The organism is Geodermatophilus tzadiensis (assembly GCF_003002915.1).
GTDB lineage: Bacteria > Actinomycetota > Actinomycetes > Mycobacteriales > Geodermatophilaceae > Geodermatophilus > Geodermatophilus tzadiensis.
Genome location: NZ_PVTG01000018.1, coordinates 15,109 through 32,355 on the forward strand (window position 1 = coordinate 15,109; position 17,247 = coordinate 32,355).

Sequence of the window (17,247 nt, forward strand, 5' to 3'; positions counted from 1 at the left end):
GTCAGCCCGCGGGCGAGCTGCCGCAGACGCGCGGGCCGTCCTCGAGGACGACGGTCAGCGTGGTCTCGGTGCTCGCGGCGCCGTCGTCCCAGCGGACGCGGACCTCCTGCGAGTCCTGCCCGTCGAGCTCGCCGGGCTGCACGCCGACCACCTCGCCGGTGCCCGACGGGACGTACTCGAGCGCCCGCTCCCCCGCCTCGAGGCCCTCCTCCTCGGCCCGGTCCCGCTCGGCCTCGCACAGCAGCTCGCCGGCGGTCTCGGTGTCCCCGGCCTCCAGGGCGGCCAGATAGACGCCGACCACCTCGCGGGCCTGGTCCTCGGCGGAGCCCTTGACCAGCGGCAGGGCCACCACCGCGGCCACCGCGACCGCGGCCGTGCCGCCCAGCATCCCGATGATGAACCTGTTGCGGGTGCGCGGTTTCCCGGTGTGCAGCGCCTCCGGGCCCTCGTCGTACAGGTAGGGGCCGCTCATCCGCCGCTCGTCTCCAGTTCGGCGCCCGCCGGCGGGCGCGGGTCGTCGCGGTCGTCGAGCCAGCCCTCGGGCAGCGCCACCGGTCGCGGGCTGCTGGTGCGCCCGCGGGGCCCGCCGAGGACCGCCGTCGGGTAGGGCTGGTCCTCGATCCGGTCGAGCAGCCCGGCCAGCTCGTCGAGCGAGCCGACCATGGCCAGCGCGCGGCGCACGTCGGAGCCGACCGAGAAGCCCTTGAGGTACCAGGCGACGTGCTTGCGGAAGTCGGTGCAGCCGTGCAGCTCGCCCTGCTCGGCCGACAGCAGCTGCGCGTGCCGGAGCATGACCGCGGCCACCTCGCGCAGCGTCGGCAGCGCCCGCCGGGTCTCCCCCGCGAAGGCGGCGGCCAGGTCGCCGAACAGCCACGGCCGGCCCAGGCAGCCGCGGCCGATGACGACGCCGGCGCACCCGGTCTCGCGGACCAGCCGCAGTGCGTCGTCGGCCTCCCAGACGTCGCCGTTGCCCAGCACCGGGATGTCGACGCTCTCCACCAGGCGGGCGATCGGCGCCCAGTCGGCGGTGCCGCTGTAGAGCTGGTCGGCGGTGCGCCCGTGCAGGGTGATCGCGGCGGCGCCCTCGTCCTGGGCGATCCGGCCGGCGTCGAGGTAGGTGACGTGGTCGGCGTCGATGCCGATGCGGGTCTTGACCGTCACCGGGACGTCGCGCGCCGCGCGGACGGCGGCGCGCACGATGTCGCGGAAGAGCACGCGTCGCCACGGCAGCGCCGAGCCGCCGCCCTTGCGGGTCACCTTGGGCACCGGGCAGCCGAAGTTGAGGTCGACGTGCGCGGGGCGGACGCCGGCGACCTGCTCGTCGACGAGCATCTCCACCGCGCGCCCGACGGTGGCCGGGTCGACGCCGTAGAGCTGCACGGAGAACCCGGCCGCCGCCTCCTCGGGCGTGGCCCGGATCATCCGCAGGGTCTTCTCGTTGCGCTCGACCAGCGCCCGCGTGGTGATCATCTCGCACACGTAGAGGCCGGCGCCGAACTCGCGGCACAGCGTCCGGAACGCGGGGTTGGTGATGCCCGCCATCGGCGCGAGCACCACCGCGGGGTCCACCGTCAGCGGCCCGAGCCGCAGCGGCGGCAGCGCCGTCGACGTCGGCTCGAGGGTGGCGGTCACGACGCCCAGGGTAGGTCGCGGCCGGCCGTGGCCGGGGTCACCCGCGGGGTCGGCCGGAGGTGTCCGGCACGGTCCGCAGCCCGGTGTGCCGCGCCAGGACGGCGAAGTCGCGGTCGCGGTGCAGCACACCGACACCGTGCCGCAGCGCCACGGCGGCCACCACGCAGTCGTTCAGCGAGCGCGGCGTGTCCCCCGCCCGCCGGCAGGCCCGGTACAGGGCGGCCGCGGTCTCCGCGTCGACCGGGGACTCCTGCCGGAGGAGCTCGGCGCCGGCGAGGAAGCGGGCGAGCTGCCCGGCGCGCTCCTCGTCGGTCGTCCCGGCGAGCACCTCGAGGAGCACGACGTCGGTCGCGGCCGCCTCCCCGTCGGCGATGAGCGCGTGGAGCAGGTCGGTCTCGATCCCCCCGTCCCCGCGCAGGTAGGCGGTCCACACCGACGAGTCGACGAGGACGGTCACCGGTCGACCGGCTCCCCGGCCTCCCCGCGGCGGAGCGCGTCGAGGTCGCCCTCCCACCCGCTGCCGCGCATGGCGTGCATCTCGCGCGGGCTCATGGGCGCCGCGCTGACCTGCCGGAGGGCGGAGTCGACGGCGTCCTTCTTGGGGCGCAGCCCGTACCGCCGCATGACCCGGTCGACCAGGTCGTCGTCGATGTCGATGTTGGTCCGGCCCGCGAGGACCCCGTACACACCGAGGTGTACGCGGGTGTGTCCTCGGCGGGACGGAGCGCCGGGCATGGGACGGGCCCGCGCTGGGCAGAGGGGGTCTCCGCCCACCCGAGACCAGGAGGACCGCGTGCCGAGGTCGTTCCCCGCACCGCCGAGGGCAGCGGGAACCCTCGTGCCCGGCGTCGAGCGGATCGCCGTCCTGCGGGCCAACTTCCTCGGCGACCTGGTGCTGACGCTCCCGGCGCTGGCCGCGCTGCGGGCCGCCTACCCCGACGCGGAGGTCACCTACCTGGGCGCGCCGTGGCACCCGGGGCTGCTGGAGGGCCGGCCCGGACCGTGGGACCGGGTGGTCGTCGTCCCGCCGTGGCCGGGCGTCCGCGACGAGCCGGGCGCCTCGCGCGACACCGCCGAGGTGCGGGACTTCCTCGCCGCCCAGCGGGCGGAGGGCTACGACCTCGCGCTGCAGCTGCACGGCGGGGGCGGCAACTCCAACCCGCTGGTGTCCGCCCTCGGCGCCCGGGTGACCGCCGGTGCCCGCGACACCGGCGCCCCGGCCCTCGACCGCGACCTGCCCTACGCGCACGACCAGCACGAGGTGCTGCGCTGCCTGGAGGTGGCCGGGCTGGTCGGCGCCGTCCCGGTGGAGCTGCAGCCGCGGCTGGCCCTCACCCCGGCCGACGTCGCGGCCGCCGACGCGGTGCTGCCCGCCGGACCCGGACCGCTGGTCGCGCTGCACCCCGGCGCCCAGGACCCGCGGCGCCGCTGGCCGGCCGGGTGCTTCGCCGCCGTCGCCGACGCGCTGGCCGCCGAGGGCGTGCAGGTGGTGCTGGTCGGCTCCGGCGCCGACGACCGGCGGGCGGCCGACGCGATCCGCGCGGCGTCGTCGGCCCCGCTCCTGGACCTGGTCGGCCGGCTGTCGCTCGGCGCGCTGGCCGGCGTCCTGGCCCGCTGCCGGCTGGTGGTGGCCAACGACTCCGGGCCGCGGCACCTCGCCGAGGCCGTGGGGACGGCGACGGTCGGCGTCTTCCTCGAGCGCAACCTGCTCAACGCCGGCCCGCTCACCCGCCGGCGGCACCGCGTGGCCGTCTCCGCCCGCACCGACTGCCCCGTCTGCGGCACCGACCAGCGCCGGTCCCGCTGCGGGCACGACCGGTCACTGGTCGCCGACGTGCCGGTCGCGGCCGTGCTGACCGCCGCCCTCGACCTGCTCGAGGGCGGCGGCCCCGCCGTCTCCCCCGCCGCCGAGGACGGCCGGGAGCGGCGGCCGGGTCAGCAGCCGGGCAGGCGCGCGGCGAGGTAGGACTCGACCCGGTCCAGGGCGACGCGCTCCTGGCTCATCGAGTCGCGCTCCCGGACGGTCACCGCCTGGTCCTGGAGGGTGTCGAAGTCGACGGTGAGGCAGAACGGCGTGCCGACCTCGTCCTGCCGGCGGTAGCGGCGGCCGATCGCGCCGGCGTCGTCGAAGTCGACGTTCCAGGTGCGGCGCAGCTGCGCGGCCAGGTCGCGCGCCTTGGGCGAGAGGTCGGCGTTGCGCGACAGCGGCAGGACGGCGGCCTTCACCGGCGCCAGCCGCGGGTCCAGCCGCAGCACCGTGCGCGTGTCGACGCCGCCCTTGGCGTTGGGCGCCTCGTCCTCGGTGTAGGCCTCGACGAGGAAGGCCATCAGCGAGCGGGTCAGGCCGGCGGCCGGCTCGATGACGTAGGGCGTCCAGCGGGTGTTGCTGCCCTGGTCGAAGTAGGACAGGTCGACGCCGGAGTGCTCGCTGTGCGTGGACAGGTCGAAGTCGGTGCGGTTGGCGATGCCCTCGAGCTCACCCCACTCCGAGCCCTGGAAGCCGAAGCGGTACTCGATGTCGACGGTGCGCTTCGAGTAGTGGCTCAGCTTCTCCTTCGGGTGCTCGAAGTGCCGCAGGTTGTCCGGCGAGATCCCGAGGTCGGTGTACCAGCGGGTGCGCTCGTCGATCCAGTACTGGTGCCACTGCTCGTCGCTGCCGGGCTCGACGAAGAACTCCATCTCCATCTGCTCGAACTCGCGGGTGCGGAAGACGAAGTTGCCCGGCGTGATCTCGTTGCGGAACGACTTGCCGATCTGGCCGATGCCGAACGGCGGCTTCTTCCGGGCGGCGCCCATGACGTTGGCGAAGTTGACGAAGATGCCCTGCGCGGTCTCCGGGCGCAGGTAGTGCAGCCCCGACTCGTCCTCGACGGGGCCGAGGTAGGTCTTGAGCATCATGTTGAAGTCGCGCGGCTCGGTCCACTGGCCGGTCACGCCGCAGTTCGGGCAGGTGACCTCGGTCAGGCCCTCGGGCAGCCGGCCCTTCTTCGCCTCGAAGGCCTCCTCGAGGTGGTCGGCCCGGAAGCGCTTGTGGCAGTTCTGGCACTCCGTCAGCGGGTCGGTGAAGACGCCGACGTGACCGGAGGCGACCCAGGTCTGGCGCGGCAGGATCACCGAGGAGTCCAGGCCCACGACGTCGTCCCGGCTCTGCACGACGGTGCGCCACCACTGCTTCTTGATGTTGTCCTTGAGCTCGACGCCGAGGGGCCCGTAGTCCCAGGCGGAGCGGGTGCCGCCGTAGATCTCACCGGAGGGGAAGACGAACCCCCGGCGCTTGCAGAGGTTGACCACCTTGTCGAGGCGGGCGGGGTCGTGCGGGGTGTTGCTCACGAGCGGGGTGCTCCATCCGGCTGGCGGTCGGCGGCTGACCGGCCCACGGTAGTCGCCCGCGGCGCCGGGACCGCCCGCGGGACGGGGGCGTCGGCGGGCGGCGTCGCCGCAGGTCGTCTGGTGTCGCCGCCCGGCCCCGGGCACAGTGACCTCCCAGGCAGCGACGAGACGGCGGGGTCGAGCAGCGGCCGCGCCGGAGGAGGTCCGATGACCAGGTCAGACCGCGCCGGCACCGTCGGGGACACGCCGGGCGGGGACGTCGCCGGCGCCTTCCCCACGCGCCACCACCCGCGCCCCGAGGTCCGGGACCTGCCCGAGGAGCCACGGCGGTACCTGCGGCTGATCGGTCCGGGCATCATCGCCGCCGGCGTCGGCCTGGCGTCCGGGGAGTTCATCCTCTACCCCTACATCGCCTCGCAGGTGGGGCTGGTCTTCGTCTGGGCGGCCCTCGTCGGGCTGCTCACCCAGTACTTCCTCAACATGGAGATCGAGCGGTACACGCTGGCCACCGGCGAGACCGCGCTCACCGGGTTCAGCCGGTTCTGGCGGCACTGGGGACTGGTCTTCGCGCTGCTCACCTACTTCGCCAACCTGTGGCCGGGGTGGTCGACGAGCTCGGCGACCCTGGTCACCTACCTGGTCGGCGGGGAGCCGCGCTGGATCGCGATCGGCATGCTGGTGGCGATCGGCCTGATCCTCACCCTGGCCCCCGTGGTGTACGTGGCGCTCGAGCGGGCGCAGATGCTCAAGGTCGCCGCGGTGCTGGTCCTCTTCGCCGTCGCCGCGGTCGTGGCGGTGGGCGCCGCGGCGTGGTCCGACGTGCCCCAGGTGGTGACCCGGCCGCGCATCCCGGTCGAGGAGCTGGGCTTCGCGCTGCTGCTGGGCGCGCTGGCCTTCGCCGGTGGGGGCGGCGGGCAGAACCTCGTGCAGTCCAACTGGATCCGCGACAAGGGCTTCGGGATGGGCGCCTACGTGCCCCGGCTGGTCAGCCCGGTGACCGGTGAGCCGGAGGCGGTGCCGAGCACCGGGTACGTGTTCGAGCCGACCCCGGACAACATGCGGCGGTGGCGCGGGTGGTGGCGCTTCGCCAACGTCGAGCAGCTGAGCACGTTCGTCCTGATCACCTTCGTCACCATCCTGTTCACCTCCCTCCTGGCGTACTCGACGGTCTTCGGCCGCGACGACGTCGCCAACGACATCGGCTTCATCGAGATCGAGGGCCAGGTGCTCGGCGAGCGGGTCGGCACCTGGTTCCAGTACTTCTTCTGGGCGGTCGGCGCGTTCGCGCTCTTCGCCGCCGCGCTCGGGATCGTCGACTACACCAGCCGGCTCGCCGCCGACGTCATCAAGACCTCGTACGCCCGGGACGCCAACGAGAGCAAGGTCTACTCGGGCCTGGTGTGGGGCCTGATCGCCATCGGCGTGGTCGTGCTGCTCGCCGGCCTCGACCAGCCCCTGGTGCTGCTGGTCATCTCCGCCGTCGTCGGCGGGTTCATGATGTTCGTCTACGCGGGCCTGCTGATCCTGGTCAACCGGAAGGTCCTGCCCGCACCGGTCCGAGTGCGCGGCGTGCGGCTGGCGGCCCTGGTCTGGGCGGTGCTGCTGTTCGGCACGCTGTCGGTGCTGACCTTCCGCGCGCAGCTGCAGACCCTCTTCGGCGGCTGACGGCGGCCGGTCAGGCCTGGGCGTACCCGCAGACGGTCGGCCGGCCCTCGTCGGCGACGGTGACCACGAACGAGACCTGCGCACCGGTGTCGAGGGTGACGTCGAAGGTGACCTCGTCGACGTCGCCCGCGGCCGCCGCGCCGGTGGCCGAGCCCTCGACGATCCGCCCGCCGAGGAAGGCGTCGAAGTCGGCCAGCAGCGCGTCGGGGTCGGCGAGCTGTGCCTGCCCGTCGGTGCACAGGTCGGCGTAGGCCGCCTCGCCGTCGCGGTCGACCACCGCCTGCACCCACGCGGCCGCGAAGTCCGGGCTCTCGGGGAGGTTCAACTCCCCCGTCCCGCCGCCACCGCCACCGCCGGTGGGCGCGCCGGCGCCGCCGCCGAACCCGCCCTCGCCCGTGGGGCCGGCCGACGTCGACGGCGCCGGGGAGGTGGAGGTGGTGGAGGTAGTCGACGGCGCGGGCGTCGACCGGCTCGTGGGTGCGGCGGCGGGTCCGTCGTCCCCGCGGGTGAGCAGCACCGCGGCCAGGACGCCGCCGGCGACGAGCAGGACGCCCAGTGCCACGAGCAGGGCGACCAGCGGGCCGCGGCTCCTCCTCGGCCGCTGCGGCGGCGGGCCGTACCCGGGGCCGCCGTAGCCGGGGGCGCCGTAGCCCGGAGCGCCCTGGCCGGGCCCGCCCGGCGGGCCGTACGGCGGCGGGCCCCAGGACGCCTGCTGGCCGTAGGGCGGCTGCTGGCCCCAGGCCGGCTGCTGGCCGTACGGGGGCTGCTGGCCCCAGGGAGCCTGCCCCGGCGCCGGTGGCTGCTGCGGTACCGGGCCGCCGAGCCGCAGGGTGGGGTCCCGCTGCTCCGGCGGACCGCCGGGCAGCCGGTCGGTGGGCTCGTCGGGCACCGCCGGACGCCCCGGGACGGGCGGGAGGCGGGCCTCGCGCGTGCGGTCGGGCGGCGTCCCGTCCTGCGGCGGCTGGGTCATCGCCTGTCCTCCCGGGCCTGCTCGTCCTGTCCGACGCAGGCTACGCACCCCCGTCGCCCGGGGAGTCCCGCAGCGGCAGGAAGGCGCCGGGCTCGTCGACGGCGTGCAGCCACACCGGCGCCCCCGCCACCTTGACCTCGGCGGCCGAGAGCGCGCGGCGGTAGGAGCCCACGCCGTCCCACCGGGTCACCAGCGCCCACAGCCCCGGGTCGTCGGCGCAGCGGCCGGACTCACCGCCGAGGAAGCCAGGCCGGGCGGCGAGGGCCGCGAGCAGCCGGTCGAGGTCGGCGGGCAGGCCGGCCGCCGACGCCTGGGACACCCGCAGCCGGGTCACCGCGAACACCGGCCCATCGTGCCGCAGCGCGCGGACGCCGACGGCTCCGACGGCGGGCGCGGTGACGGTCCGCTCCACCGCGACGACGGTGCTGGCCGGGCCCGGGTCGCCGTCCCTAGACTCCGCCGACGACCCCGCACCGGACGCCGGATCCGACGAGCACCCCGGCTGCGGCACACGGAGGACGACCGGTGGAGTTGCAACAGTTCGGCCCCTACCGCATCGAGGCGCTGCTCGGCCGCGGCGGGATGGGCGAGGTCTACCGCGCCTTCGACACCGAGCACGACCGCACGGTGGCGCTGAAGGTGCTCTCCGAGCACCTGGCGGCCGACACGGGCTACCGGGAGCGCTTCCGGCGCGAGGCGCACCTGGCCGCCCGCCTCAACGAGCCGCACATCGTGCCCATCCACCGCTACGGGGAGGTCGAGGGCCGGCTGTTCCTCGACATGCGTCTGGTGCCCGGCCGCGACGTCGCCGCGGTGCTGGCCGAGGAGGGGCCGATGAGCCCCGAGCGGGCGGTGTCGGTGGTCGGCCAGATCGCCCGGGCGCTGGACGCCGCGCACGCCGACGGCCTGGTGCACCGCGACGTCAAGCCGTCGAACGTGCTGCTCACCGGCACCGGCGACGACGAGTTCGTCTACCTCGTCGACTTCGGCATCGCCCGGTCGACGTCGGACGCGCAGGGCCCGGCGCTCACCCAGACCGGCGCGGCGCTCGGGTCGTTCGACTACATGGCGCCCGAGCGCTTCCTCGAGAGGCCGATCGACCGGCGGGTCGACGTCTACGCCCTGGCCTGCGTGCTCTTCGAGTGCCTCACCGCGCGCCGCCCGTTCACCGGCGACGGGTTGGCCACGCTGATGTACGCCCACCTCAACACCACGCCGCCGCCGCCGTCGGCTCTGCGTCCGGGCCTGCCCCGGGCGCTCGACGACGTGGTCGCCCGCGGGCTGGCCAAGGAGCCCGGCGAGCGGTACGCGAGCTGCGGCGAGCTGGCCGCGGCGGCGCGGGCGGCACTCGCCTCGGTGGGCGTGGCGGCCCGGCCCGAGGCGGCCCCGCCGACGGCGGTCACGCCGCTGCCGGTGCGGCCGCAGACCGTGGGCTTCGGGGCCACCGGCTACGGTCCGCCGTCCTCCCCCGGGGTCCCCGCGGCCGGCTACGGGCCGCCGTCGAGCCCCGGCCTGCCCACCGCGTTCGGCCCGCCGTCGAACCCGGGCCCGCCCGTGGGCTACGGCCCGCCGTCGAACCCCGGCCCGTCCGTCGGGTACGGCCCGCCGTCGAACCCGGGCCCGTCCGCCGGCTACGGCCCGCCGCCGGGTCCGGGCTTCCCGCCCGCGGGTCCGGGCTTCCCGTCGCCGGGTGGGGCGTCGCCCTCCGGACAGCGCAGGAGCACCAGGCTGCCGGTGGTCCTGGCCGGGCTCGCGGCGGTCGTCGTGCTCGCCGTCGTGGCGGTCGTCGCCCTCGCCGGCCGGTCGGGTGACACCACGACCGACACCCCCCAGGCCGGCGGCAGCAGCGGACAGGCCGGGACCTCGAGCGGCGCGGGCGCCACCACCGACCCCGAGCCCGACCCGGAGGAGCAGCTGCGCGCCGTGCTGCCGGCCGGTTTCGACGCCGCCTCCTGCACGACGCAGGGCGCCGCCGGTGACGGCGACCTCGCCGCCCTGCAGTGCGGCGCGGCGCGGCAGCAGCCCGGCCCGCAGGTCGCCTTCTTCTACCTCTACGAGGACGGCGCCGCGGTCGACGCGGTGTTCGTCTCCGACGTGACCGGCGTCGGGCTCTCCCCGCTCGGCAGCACCGACTGCCCCGACGCCCAGGGCTACCGCGGGTACGACGGCCCCGACGGGGAGCTCGCCGGTCGGGTGGCCTGCTGGGTCGACGACGAGGGCGACGCCAACCTCGCCTGGACCCAGGACGACGTCGCCGCGGAGGGGCACGTGGTGGTCGCCGGCGGCGGCGAGGCCGGGCTGGCCGACCTGTGGACCTGGTGGAACGACGCCGACCAGAGCGACTTCCGGGCCGGCTGAACAGGACCGCCACGACGAGGGCCCGTCCCCACCGGCCGGTGGGGACGGGCCCTCGTCGCGTGCGGGCTCAGGCGCGGACGCCGCCCAGCGCCGCCGCGGCCAGCCGGTCGAGCCGCAGCGCCACCTGCTCGGCGGTCGGCGGGCGCTGCCCCACCGGGGCCAGGCACTCCGACACCAGCGCGGCCTCGTCGTCGGTCAGACCCGGGCTGATCGCGGGCTCGGCGCTCATCACCCGGCGGATGGCCAGCAGCGGCTCGCCGTCGGGCAGCTCGCCGTAGAGGCCGGTGCCGGTCAGCGCCCGGTTGAGCGTGGCGCCCAGGGCGAACACCTCCGTGGCGCGCGACGGGCGGTCGCCGCGCAGCAGCGCCGGGTCCAGGTACTCCACCGAGGCGGCGCTGGCCATGCCGGTCAGGGTCACGCCCGGGGCGAGGTAGCGCGCCAGGCCCAGGTCGGAGAGCTTGCCGCCCTCGTCGGTGAGCAGGACGTTGGCCGGCTTGATGTCGCCGTGGGTGAGGCCGGCCTCGTGCAGGGCGTGCGCGGCGTGCGCGGCGTGCGCCACCGCCCGCAGCACCTCGCCGCGGCTCAGCGGCCGGGCCGGCGCGGCCAGCGAGCCGAGCGGGCAGTACTCCATCGCGTACAGGAAGCTGTCCTGCAGCACCGCGTCGTAGACCCGGACCAGGTAGGGCGAGGCCACCTGCGCGAACGCCCGCAGCTCGCGCACCCCGCGCTCGTAGGCCTGCTCGCTGTGCGTGCCGGTGAAGACCTTGACCGCGACGTACTCGTCGGGCAGCCCGAGGCGGGCCGGCGGGCGGGCGAGGTAGAAGCGGCCGTTGTTGCCCTCCCCCAGCACGCGGACCACCTGGTAGTCCGCGATGTTGGCGGGCGCCGCGCCCACCAGGCCGACGGCATCCATCCACGTCCTCCTGAACTCTGTTGCTCCCCGGCCCAGCCGGGACGCCGCTGGTGCGCGGCAGCGGGTCAGTGTGCCGCCCGCCCCGCGGTCCCGGAAGCCGTTCGCGCCCGCCGCCGTCCCGCGTCCGCGAACCCCCTACGCGGTGCCGGCCGGGGCTAGCATCCGCGCCCGCACCGCCCGGGTCCCCCGGCGGGACGGGGTCGTCGCGGCCCTGCCCGCAGGCGTCCGGGCACCGTGACCCGGACACCTCGACACCCCCGGAGCAGCCGTGGAGCCGCGCCCCGTCGCAGAGATCATCGCCTACGTCTTCATCGACCTGGCGGTGATCATGGTGATCGCCCGGCTCATGGGCCGGCTGGCGGTCAAGGTCGGCCAGCCCGCCGTCGTCGGCGAGATCGTCGCCGGCATCATGCTCGGCCCGACCCTGCTGGGCGCCCTGCCCGGCGACCTGGACACCCTGCTGTTCCCGCCCGACATCCGGCCGTTCCTCAACGTGCTGGCGCAGCTGGGCCTGGTCCTGTTCATGTTCCTCATCGGCCTCGAGGTCGACCTGTCGTTCATCCGCGGCCGGGAGAAGGTCGCCGTCTCGGTGTCGATGGCCTCAATCCTGCTGCCGTTCGCGCTCGGGGTGCTGCTGGCCACCTACCTGCACACCCACCACGACGTCTTCACCGCGGCGGACGGCGCGACGTCGGTGATCCCGTTCCTCGGGTTCGCGCTGTTCCTGGGCGTGGCCATGTCGATCACGGCGTTCCCGGTGCTGGCCCGCATCCTGGCCGAGCGGCAGATGCACCGGATCCCCACCGGGGTGCTGGCACTGGCCTGCGCCGCCGTCGACGACGTCCTGGCCTGGTGCCTGCTGGCCGTCGTCGTGGCGATCGTGGCGGCGAGCTCGTTCACCGGCGTGGTGCTGATCCTGGGCCTGTCGATCGTCTTCGCCCTGGTGATGTTCCTGGTCGTCAAGCCGCTGCTGCGGGTGCTGGTGACGACCTACGAGCGGCTGGGGCAGCTGACGCCGGAGATGCTCGCCGGCGTGCTCATCGGCATCCTCGCCAGCGCGTGGGTGGCCGAGGAGATCGGCATCCACTTCATCTTCGGGGCGTTCCTGTTCGGCGTCGTCATGCCGCGCAAGGGCGCGGCGCGGCTCAACCACGAGATCATCGACCGGCTCGAGCAGGTCAGCGTGCTGCTCCTGCTGCCGGTGTTCTTCGTGGTCACCGGCCTCAACGTCGACGTCGGCGCGATCGACCTGACCGGCGTGGGCGAGCTGGCGCTGATCCTGCTGGTCGCGATCTCCGGCAAGTTCGTCGGCGCGTTCGCCGCGGCCCGCGCGCAGCGCGTCCCGCGGCGGCAGGCCACCGCCCTGGCGACGCTGATGAACACCCGCGGGCTCACCGAACTGGTCATCCTCAACATCGGCGTGCAGCAGGGCGTCCTCGACGGCGAGATGTTCACCCTGATGGTGATCATGGCCGTGGTGACGACGGTGATGGCCTCGCCGCTGCTCAACGTCATCTACCCGAAGCGGATCCTGCAGCGCGACATCGCGGCGGCCGAGCGGGCCGAGATGGGGCTGACCGACGCCTACACCGTCGTGGTGGTCGTCGACGACCTCGACCGCGACACCGGCCTGGTCGACCTCGCCTGCGACCTCGTCGGCCGCGAGCGGCCGGCCCAGGTCGTGCTCACCCGGGTGGTGCGCCGGTCGCGGCCCAAGCCGGAGGTGTCCAGCGGCCTGGGTGCCGACCTCGAGCTCATGGCGACCGTGGCCGGCGAGCTGCGGACGCTGGCCCGCCGTGTCGAGGAGCGCGGCCTGCGGGCCTCGGTGGCCTCGCGCTTCAGCGAGGACCCGTGGGCCGAGGTCGCCGACCTGGCCGGCAGCAGTGCGGCCGACGTGGTGCTCGTGCGCAGCGGCTGGGGCATCGCCGAGGGAGCGCTCGCCGCCGGGACGGGCACCCCGTGGCCGCCGTCGCTGCACGGGTCGGTGGTCGTGGTCTCCGGTGAACTGGGCGAGGCCGGGCTGCAGCCGGGCGGGCCGGTCGCCGTGGTGCAGGACGCCGACGCCGACGGCCGCGCGGCCCTGCGGGTGGCCGCGCACGCGGCGGTCGGCAGGTCGGCGCTGCTGCAGCTGCGGTCCGGCGGCCGGCGCGGGGTCCGGCGCACCGTCGCCGACTCGCTGCGCCGGGCGGGGGTGCACGTCGCCGCCGACGCCGAGGCGCTCCCGGCGCTGCTGGTCGCCCCCGCCGGTGCGGCGCCGGTGCCGGCCGCGGACGACCTGACGCCGATCCTGCTGGTGCACGCCGGCACCGCCGACGCCGACCGCGACATGGACGAGACGCTGGCCGCCCTCGCCCCCGCCGCCCGTCCGGGGACGCCCCGCGCCGAGTCGGTCTGAACCCCGCCGTCGGAGCCCGCGTCACCCGCCGGGGGGCGCGGGCTCCGACGCGTCCGGGCGCTGCCGCGGGGGCACCTGTCCTCGCGGCGCTCGGTCGTGCTCTGCCCCGCCACCGTGGGCAGAGCACGAGGAACGGCGGCTGACCTCCGTGGTTCTCCCTCGTGCTCTGCCCCGCCACCGTGGGCAGAGCACGAGGAACGGCGGCTGACCTCCGTGGTTCTCCCTCGTGCTCTGCCCCGCCGGCGTGGGCAGAGCACGACCGGGCGCCGGAGGTGCCCAGGCCCCGGACGCAGCGGCGCCCGCCTCCCGGGTGGGAGGCGGGCGCCGGGACCGGTGCGGTCAGAAGCCGCCGTGGGGTGACTCGAAGGCGAACTGGCGGCCGCCCATGCGCACGGCCGTGCCCGGGGTCAGCCGGATCGGCTGGTCGGGCACCAGCGACGACCAGCCGGGTGCACCGCGCGGGGCGACGAGCGTGCCGTTGGCCGAGCCGGTGTCGACCAGCAGCACGTCCCAGCCCTCGAGGCGGATTTCGGCGTGGTGCCGGCTGACGCCCCCGGTCGGGTCGACCACCAGCAGCGGCCGCAGCTGGCCGGAGGCGACGCGCTCGTCGGTCTCCGGCTCCCGGCCGACCAGGTAGTCCGTGTCCAGGCTGACCGTCGCGCCGTCGTCGAAGACCAGCAGCCCCAGCGGCGGGCGCGGACCCTCGACGAGCACCGCGGTCTGCTGCGTCGTGCGGATGCCGCACAGCGCGCAGAACCCGGCGCGCGGGTCGTTGAGGTGCCCGTTCTTGCAGCGGATGCCCTTGACCTGCGGACGCTCGTCCTCGGGCTCGCCTGCCGGGGCACTCGCGGCGGGCTCGGCACCCGGCATGGGCAGCGGCTCGCGCCGTGGCTCGGGCGGAGCGGCGTCGCCGAATAGCAGCGCCGACTTCTTGGGCGCGGGCAGCTCCACCGGCGGCGGGGCGGGCTCGACCGGAGGCGGGACCGGCGCGACCGGCGGCGGGGCGGCGTGACCGTGGGCCGCGTGGTCGCCGTGGTGCGCGTGGTCGTGCGCGGCGTGGTCGTGCGGCGGCGCGGGTGGTGCCACGACCTCGGCCGGCCGCACCGGCGGGGTCGGCACCGCCGGCCGCGGGGGCGGCGGCATCGGCGGCGGCGTGACGTGCGGCGCCGGCAGCCGCAGCTGCGTCGTCCCCGTGGGGACGGGGCCCGCGGCCGCCGGTGCCGGCGCCGGGGCCAGGACCGCCGCGGCACCCGGGACGGCGCCGGCCTCGAGGTCGGCCAACGGGTGCGGCGCGGTGTCGGCCGGTGAGCCGGCCGACAGGTGCAGCGCCGCCGGCGGCCAGGTGACGAACCGGTCGAGCACCGGCGTCCCGTTGGCCAGCTCCTCGCCCTCGGCCGGGGTCAGGCGCAGGCCGAGGTCGGGCACCTCGGCGGTGCCGCCACCGACGAGCACGAGCGCCAGCCCGTCCTCGGTCGCGGCGGCCACCGCGAACGACGGCGGGTCGGTCACCGTGAGGAGCCAGCCCCGCAGCTCCTCGTGCAGCCGCCGCCCCGGGGCGCGGCTGCCGGCCGCCGAGACGCGCCGGCAGAGGGTGACCAGCTCGCCGACGTGCGCGTCGCCGGCCGGAGCGGCGACCGGTGCCGCGGGCACGGGGGCCGGTCCCCAGCCGACCAGCGCCGGCCGGACCGGCGCGGTGGCCGGGCCGGCCGGGGAGGTGGTCACCCCGGCGACCAGCAGCACCCCGGGCAGCCGCACGACGAGGTCCCGCCCCGGGGCGACCCGGACGGCGACCTGGTCGAAGGGCGGCACCGTGGCCGGCGCGCCGGACGCGCCGGCCAGCGGGACCGGCGGCGTGGGGACCGACATCAGAGGAGTCTCCCGCCGTTGATCCGCCAGTGGATGAAGGGCACGCGCATCGGGCCGTTGGCCACCAGCCACACGATCAGCCACACGCTGACGAAGTGGATGGCGAAGGCCGGGCCGGGCAACGAGCGCACCCACGGGATGGCGCCGCCGGCGAACAGGAACCACACCAGCAGACCCTCGGGGATGCCGGTGAGCAGGCCGAAGAGCGTGGGCCAGTCCTTCTCCCACCGGAACTGCTGGATGCCGTGGTAGACGAGCTCCCAGAGCACGCCCAGCACGGTCACCACCAGGAGCACGGAGAAGGTCGCCTCGTAGGACGCGCCGAGCGAGGCCCCGGTGGGCAGCACGGGCGTGATGATCAGGGTCCAGATCGATCCGACCACGGCCAGCAGGAAGATCCTGGTCTGGATGCGGCCGTTGAGGGTGGGCAGCACGGGTGTCTCTCTCGATCGTCGGGATGGGGGGCGCGGGCGGTCAGATCTGCTTGTTCCGGACCCACTTCCACCACTGGCTGGTCGACCGTCCCGGCCCCAGCCTCCTCGCGAAGCCCTGCCTGATCAGGTCGTCGGCGATCTCCTGCGCGGCGATCTGCAGCCCGAAGAAGGTGTCGACGCCGGGGAACGGACCGCCCAGGGTCGCGCTGCCGGAGGCGTAGATCTTCCCACCGTTCGCGGTGCCGGTGACCTCGAAGTTGCGCTGCACGTCGAGCCGGCCCACCGGGTTGCGCCCGGCGCCGGAGTGGTCGAGCAGGTCGGCCAGCACGCGGTGCTCGCGGATGTCCGCCTCCAGCCCGGTGCAGTCGATGACGGCGTCGAAGGTGCCCACGTGCGGACCCTGGTCCGGGGTGCCCACCCGCACCTCGACCAGGTCGCCGACCGGCCGCATGTCCTCGATCGAGCCGATCATCACGCGGTACCAGCCCTCGGCGCGGCCGCGCCTGAGCTGCTCCTGCCAGTCCCGCCGCACCGGCGTGTTGGTGCCGCCCATCTCCTCGTAGAGCCGCTTGCGCTCGGCACCCTCGCTGGTGCGCACCTGCTGCTTGAGCTGCCCGCCCCACACCGACTTCGGGTAGTTGAACCCCTGGTAGGCCCAGCCGTCGGCACCCTTGCGCCGCTTGAGGATGCCGGTGCCGTGCGGCTTGTCCACGTAGGTGCGGAACAGGTGCACGATCTGCGTCTGCAGGCCGCGCTGGTCGCGGTCGTCGATGAGCCGCTGCAGCACGCGGGAGGCGACGATGCCGCCGCCGCGGATGAGCACGGTGCCCGGGCGCTGCTGCAGCCGCTCGTAGACGTGCTCGTGCCGCTCGTAGGCGTTGACGACCCTCGAGTAGTCGTTGTGCTCGCTGCGGTAGCGCTGCAGGTCGGGCAGGAACTTCAGGCCCGGGTAGCCGACGGCGACGTGCACCCACTGGCTGCGGTAGGCGATCCGCTTGGTCGGCGTCGCCCCCTCGGGCGGGGTCAGGACGGTGAAGTACCCGCCACCCACGCGGCGCCGGACCATCCGGACCTGGCCGTGCACGACCATCTCCGGGTACCGGATCCGGTGCATCTCCTTCTCCATCGACTCGAACGCGTGCCCGGCCCTCGGCGTGTAGTAGTTCGCGAAGATCGGCTCGACCAGCACGTTCCAGGCCTGCTTGAGGTCGCCCTGCAGCGCCTCGCGGACGGCGTAGCTGGGGAAGCCCCAGATGTTGTCGGGGCAGGACGAGGAGTCCGACCGCAGCCGCTCGCCCCGGGGGATCTGGGAGACCGTCGTCAGGTACTCGTAGCTCTCCCACGGCATCTTCAGCGGGGTCAGCACCCGCATGGCGCTGGTGGGGACGCCGCAGATGCGCAGGTAGTCGACGGTCACGAAGGACCCGATGCCGCCCCCGAAGGTGACGAACGGGACGTCGATGACCGGGATGCCCGCCTCGGCCAGCATCTGGTCGGTCCAGGAGTCGGTGGCGATCAACTGGTCGGTGAGGTCACCGGGCTGCGCCGGGGTCCGGGCGTGCTGGGGCGCGATCGTGCTCTCGCTCACGGTGGGAGGTCCGTCCTCTGTCGGGGGAGGCGCCACTGTCGGTCGGCGCCGTGGACCTGTCAACGGATTCCGGCGCGGCTCCGGGGACCCGCCGGA

15 protein-coding genes are annotated in these 17,247 nt (G+C 75.3%); 4 read left to right on the forward strand and 11 right to left on the reverse strand.

The window, feature by feature from the left end; genetic code table 11:
- Position 1: 1 nt before the first annotated feature.
- The 4 genes from LY71_RS19465 to LY71_RS19480 are packed head-to-tail and all read right to left on the reverse strand — an operon-like array spanning position 2 to position 2,319.
- Positions 2 to 472, reverse strand: a complete 471-nt coding sequence (locus LY71_RS19465) for an Rv0361 family membrane protein (protein ID WP_106280821.1) — start codon at positions 470 to 472, stop codon at positions 2 to 4.
- Positions 469 to 1,632 (reverse strand): tRNA dihydrouridine synthase DusB, encoded by a 1,164-nt coding sequence (dusB, locus tag LY71_RS19470; protein ID WP_106280823.1) that lies wholly within the window; start codon positions 1,630 to 1,632, stop codon positions 469 to 471. The genes LY71_RS19465 and dusB overlap by 4 nt, the downstream gene beginning before the upstream one ends.
- Before the next feature lie 37 nt (positions 1,633 to 1,669).
- Positions 1,670 to 2,089 (reverse strand): type II toxin-antitoxin system VapC family toxin, encoded by a 420-nt coding sequence (gene vapC, locus LY71_RS19475; protein WP_106280825.1) that lies wholly within the window; start codon positions 2,087 to 2,089, stop codon positions 1,670 to 1,672.
- Positions 2,086 to 2,319 carry a type II toxin-antitoxin system VapB family antitoxin gene (locus tag LY71_RS19480; RefSeq protein WP_211297434.1) on the reverse strand — a complete coding sequence of 78 codons (234 nt, stop codon included), beginning with the start codon at positions 2,317 to 2,319 and terminating at the stop codon, positions 2,086 to 2,088. Before LY71_RS19480 ends, vapC begins: the two co-directional genes overlap by 4 nt.
- Before the next feature lie 106 nt (positions 2,320 to 2,425).
- On the opposite strand from LY71_RS19480, the gene LY71_RS19485 reads away from it, so the two are divergent.
- On the forward strand, positions 2,426 to 3,598 hold the full coding sequence (locus LY71_RS19485) for a glycosyltransferase family 9 protein (RefSeq protein WP_211297435.1): 1,173 nt from the start codon (positions 2,426 to 2,428) through the stop codon (positions 3,596 to 3,598).
- Here LY71_RS19485 and LY71_RS19490 read toward each other — a convergent pair.
- On the reverse strand, positions 3,568 to 4,962 hold the full coding sequence (locus tag LY71_RS19490) for a glycine--tRNA ligase (protein WP_106280832.1): 1,395 nt from the start codon (positions 4,960 to 4,962) through the stop codon (positions 3,568 to 3,570). The genes LY71_RS19485 and LY71_RS19490 overlap by 31 nt on opposite strands.
- 207 nt (positions 4,963 to 5,169) lie before the next feature.
- Here LY71_RS19490 and LY71_RS19495 point away from each other — a divergent pair, with 207 nt between their 5' ends.
- Positions 5,170 to 6,627 (forward strand): Nramp family divalent metal transporter, encoded by a 1,458-nt coding sequence (locus tag LY71_RS19495; RefSeq protein WP_106280834.1) that lies wholly within the window; start codon positions 5,170 to 5,172, stop codon positions 6,625 to 6,627.
- Between the two features lie 10 nt (positions 6,628 to 6,637).
- Here the strand turns inward: LY71_RS19495 and LY71_RS19500 are convergent, their stop codons facing one another.
- Together LY71_RS19500 and LY71_RS19505 are read right to left on the reverse strand one after the other, a co-directional pair.
- Positions 6,638 to 7,597: a hypothetical protein gene (locus LY71_RS19500; protein WP_106280836.1), complete on the reverse strand. Its 960-nt coding sequence runs from the start codon at positions 7,595 to 7,597 to the stop codon at positions 6,638 to 6,640.
- 40 nt (positions 7,598 to 7,637) lie between these two features.
- On the reverse strand, positions 7,638 to 8,009 hold the full coding sequence (locus tag LY71_RS19505) for an antibiotic biosynthesis monooxygenase family protein (protein ID WP_245888114.1): 372 nt from the start codon (positions 8,007 to 8,009) through the stop codon (positions 7,638 to 7,640).
- A 113-nt stretch (positions 8,010 to 8,122) separates the two neighbouring features.
- On the opposite strand from LY71_RS19505, the gene LY71_RS19510 reads away from it, so the two are divergent.
- Positions 8,123 to 9,955, forward strand: coding sequence for a serine/threonine-protein kinase (locus tag LY71_RS19510; protein WP_106280838.1), 1,833 nt, complete (start codon positions 8,123 to 8,125; stop codon positions 9,953 to 9,955).
- Between the two features lie 67 nt (positions 9,956 to 10,022).
- On the opposite strand, the gene LY71_RS19515 is transcribed toward LY71_RS19510, so the two are convergent.
- Positions 10,023 to 10,868 carry a protein kinase domain-containing protein gene (locus LY71_RS19515; protein WP_106280840.1) on the reverse strand — a complete coding sequence of 282 codons (846 nt, stop codon included), beginning with the start codon at positions 10,866 to 10,868 and terminating at the stop codon, positions 10,023 to 10,025.
- Between the two features lie 268 nt (positions 10,869 to 11,136).
- On the opposite strand from LY71_RS19515, the gene LY71_RS19520 reads away from it, so the two are divergent.
- The gene (locus tag LY71_RS19520; protein WP_211297436.1) at positions 11,137 to 13,263 is read left to right on the forward strand and encodes a cation:proton antiporter; all 2,127 of its coding nucleotides are present in this window, start codon (positions 11,137 to 11,139) and stop codon (positions 13,261 to 13,263) included.
- Between the two features lie 339 nt (positions 13,264 to 13,602).
- Here LY71_RS19520 and LY71_RS19525 read toward each other — a convergent pair whose 3' ends face one another.
- Genes LY71_RS19525 through LY71_RS19535 form a run of 3 tightly spaced genes read right to left on the reverse strand, consistent with a single transcriptional unit; the run spans position 13,603 to position 17,151 of the window.
- The gene (locus LY71_RS19525; RefSeq protein WP_106280842.1) at positions 13,603 to 15,129 is read right to left on the reverse strand and encodes an FHA domain-containing protein; all 1,527 of its coding nucleotides are present in this window, start codon (positions 15,127 to 15,129) and stop codon (positions 13,603 to 13,605) included.
- Positions 15,129 to 15,563, reverse strand: a complete 435-nt coding sequence (locus LY71_RS19530) for a hypothetical protein (protein WP_106280844.1) — start codon at positions 15,561 to 15,563, stop codon at positions 15,129 to 15,131. The genes LY71_RS19525 and LY71_RS19530 overlap by 1 nt, the downstream gene beginning before the upstream one ends.
- A 40-nt stretch (positions 15,564 to 15,603) precedes the next feature.
- On the reverse strand, positions 15,604 to 17,151 hold the full coding sequence (locus tag LY71_RS19535; protein WP_106280847.1) for an FAD/NAD(P)-binding protein: 1,548 nt from the start codon (positions 17,149 to 17,151) through the stop codon (positions 15,604 to 15,606).
- Positions 17,152 to 17,247: the final 96 nt, after the last annotated feature.

What these genes read in the sequence shown, in the direction of transcription:
- LY71_RS19465 (WP_106280821.1), bottom strand. Translation starts at nt 472, where the DNA reads ATGAGCGGCCCCTACCTGTACGACGAGGGCCCGGAGGCGCTGCACACC.
- LY71_RS19495 (WP_106280834.1), top strand. Translation starts at nt 5,170, where the DNA reads ATGACCAGGTCAGACCGCGCCGGCACCGTCGGGGACACGCCGGGCGGG.
- LY71_RS19500 (WP_106280836.1), bottom strand. Translation starts at nt 7,597, where the DNA reads ATGACCCAGCCGCCGCAGGACGGGACGCCGCCCGACCGCACGCGCGAG.
- LY71_RS19515 (WP_106280840.1), bottom strand. Translation starts at nt 10,868, where the DNA reads ATGGATGCCGTCGGCCTGGTGGGCGCGGCGCCCGCCAACATCGCGGAC.
- LY71_RS19525 (WP_106280842.1), bottom strand. Translation starts at nt 15,129, where the DNA reads ATGTCGGTCCCCACGCCGCCGGTCCCGCTGGCCGGCGCGTCCGGCGCG.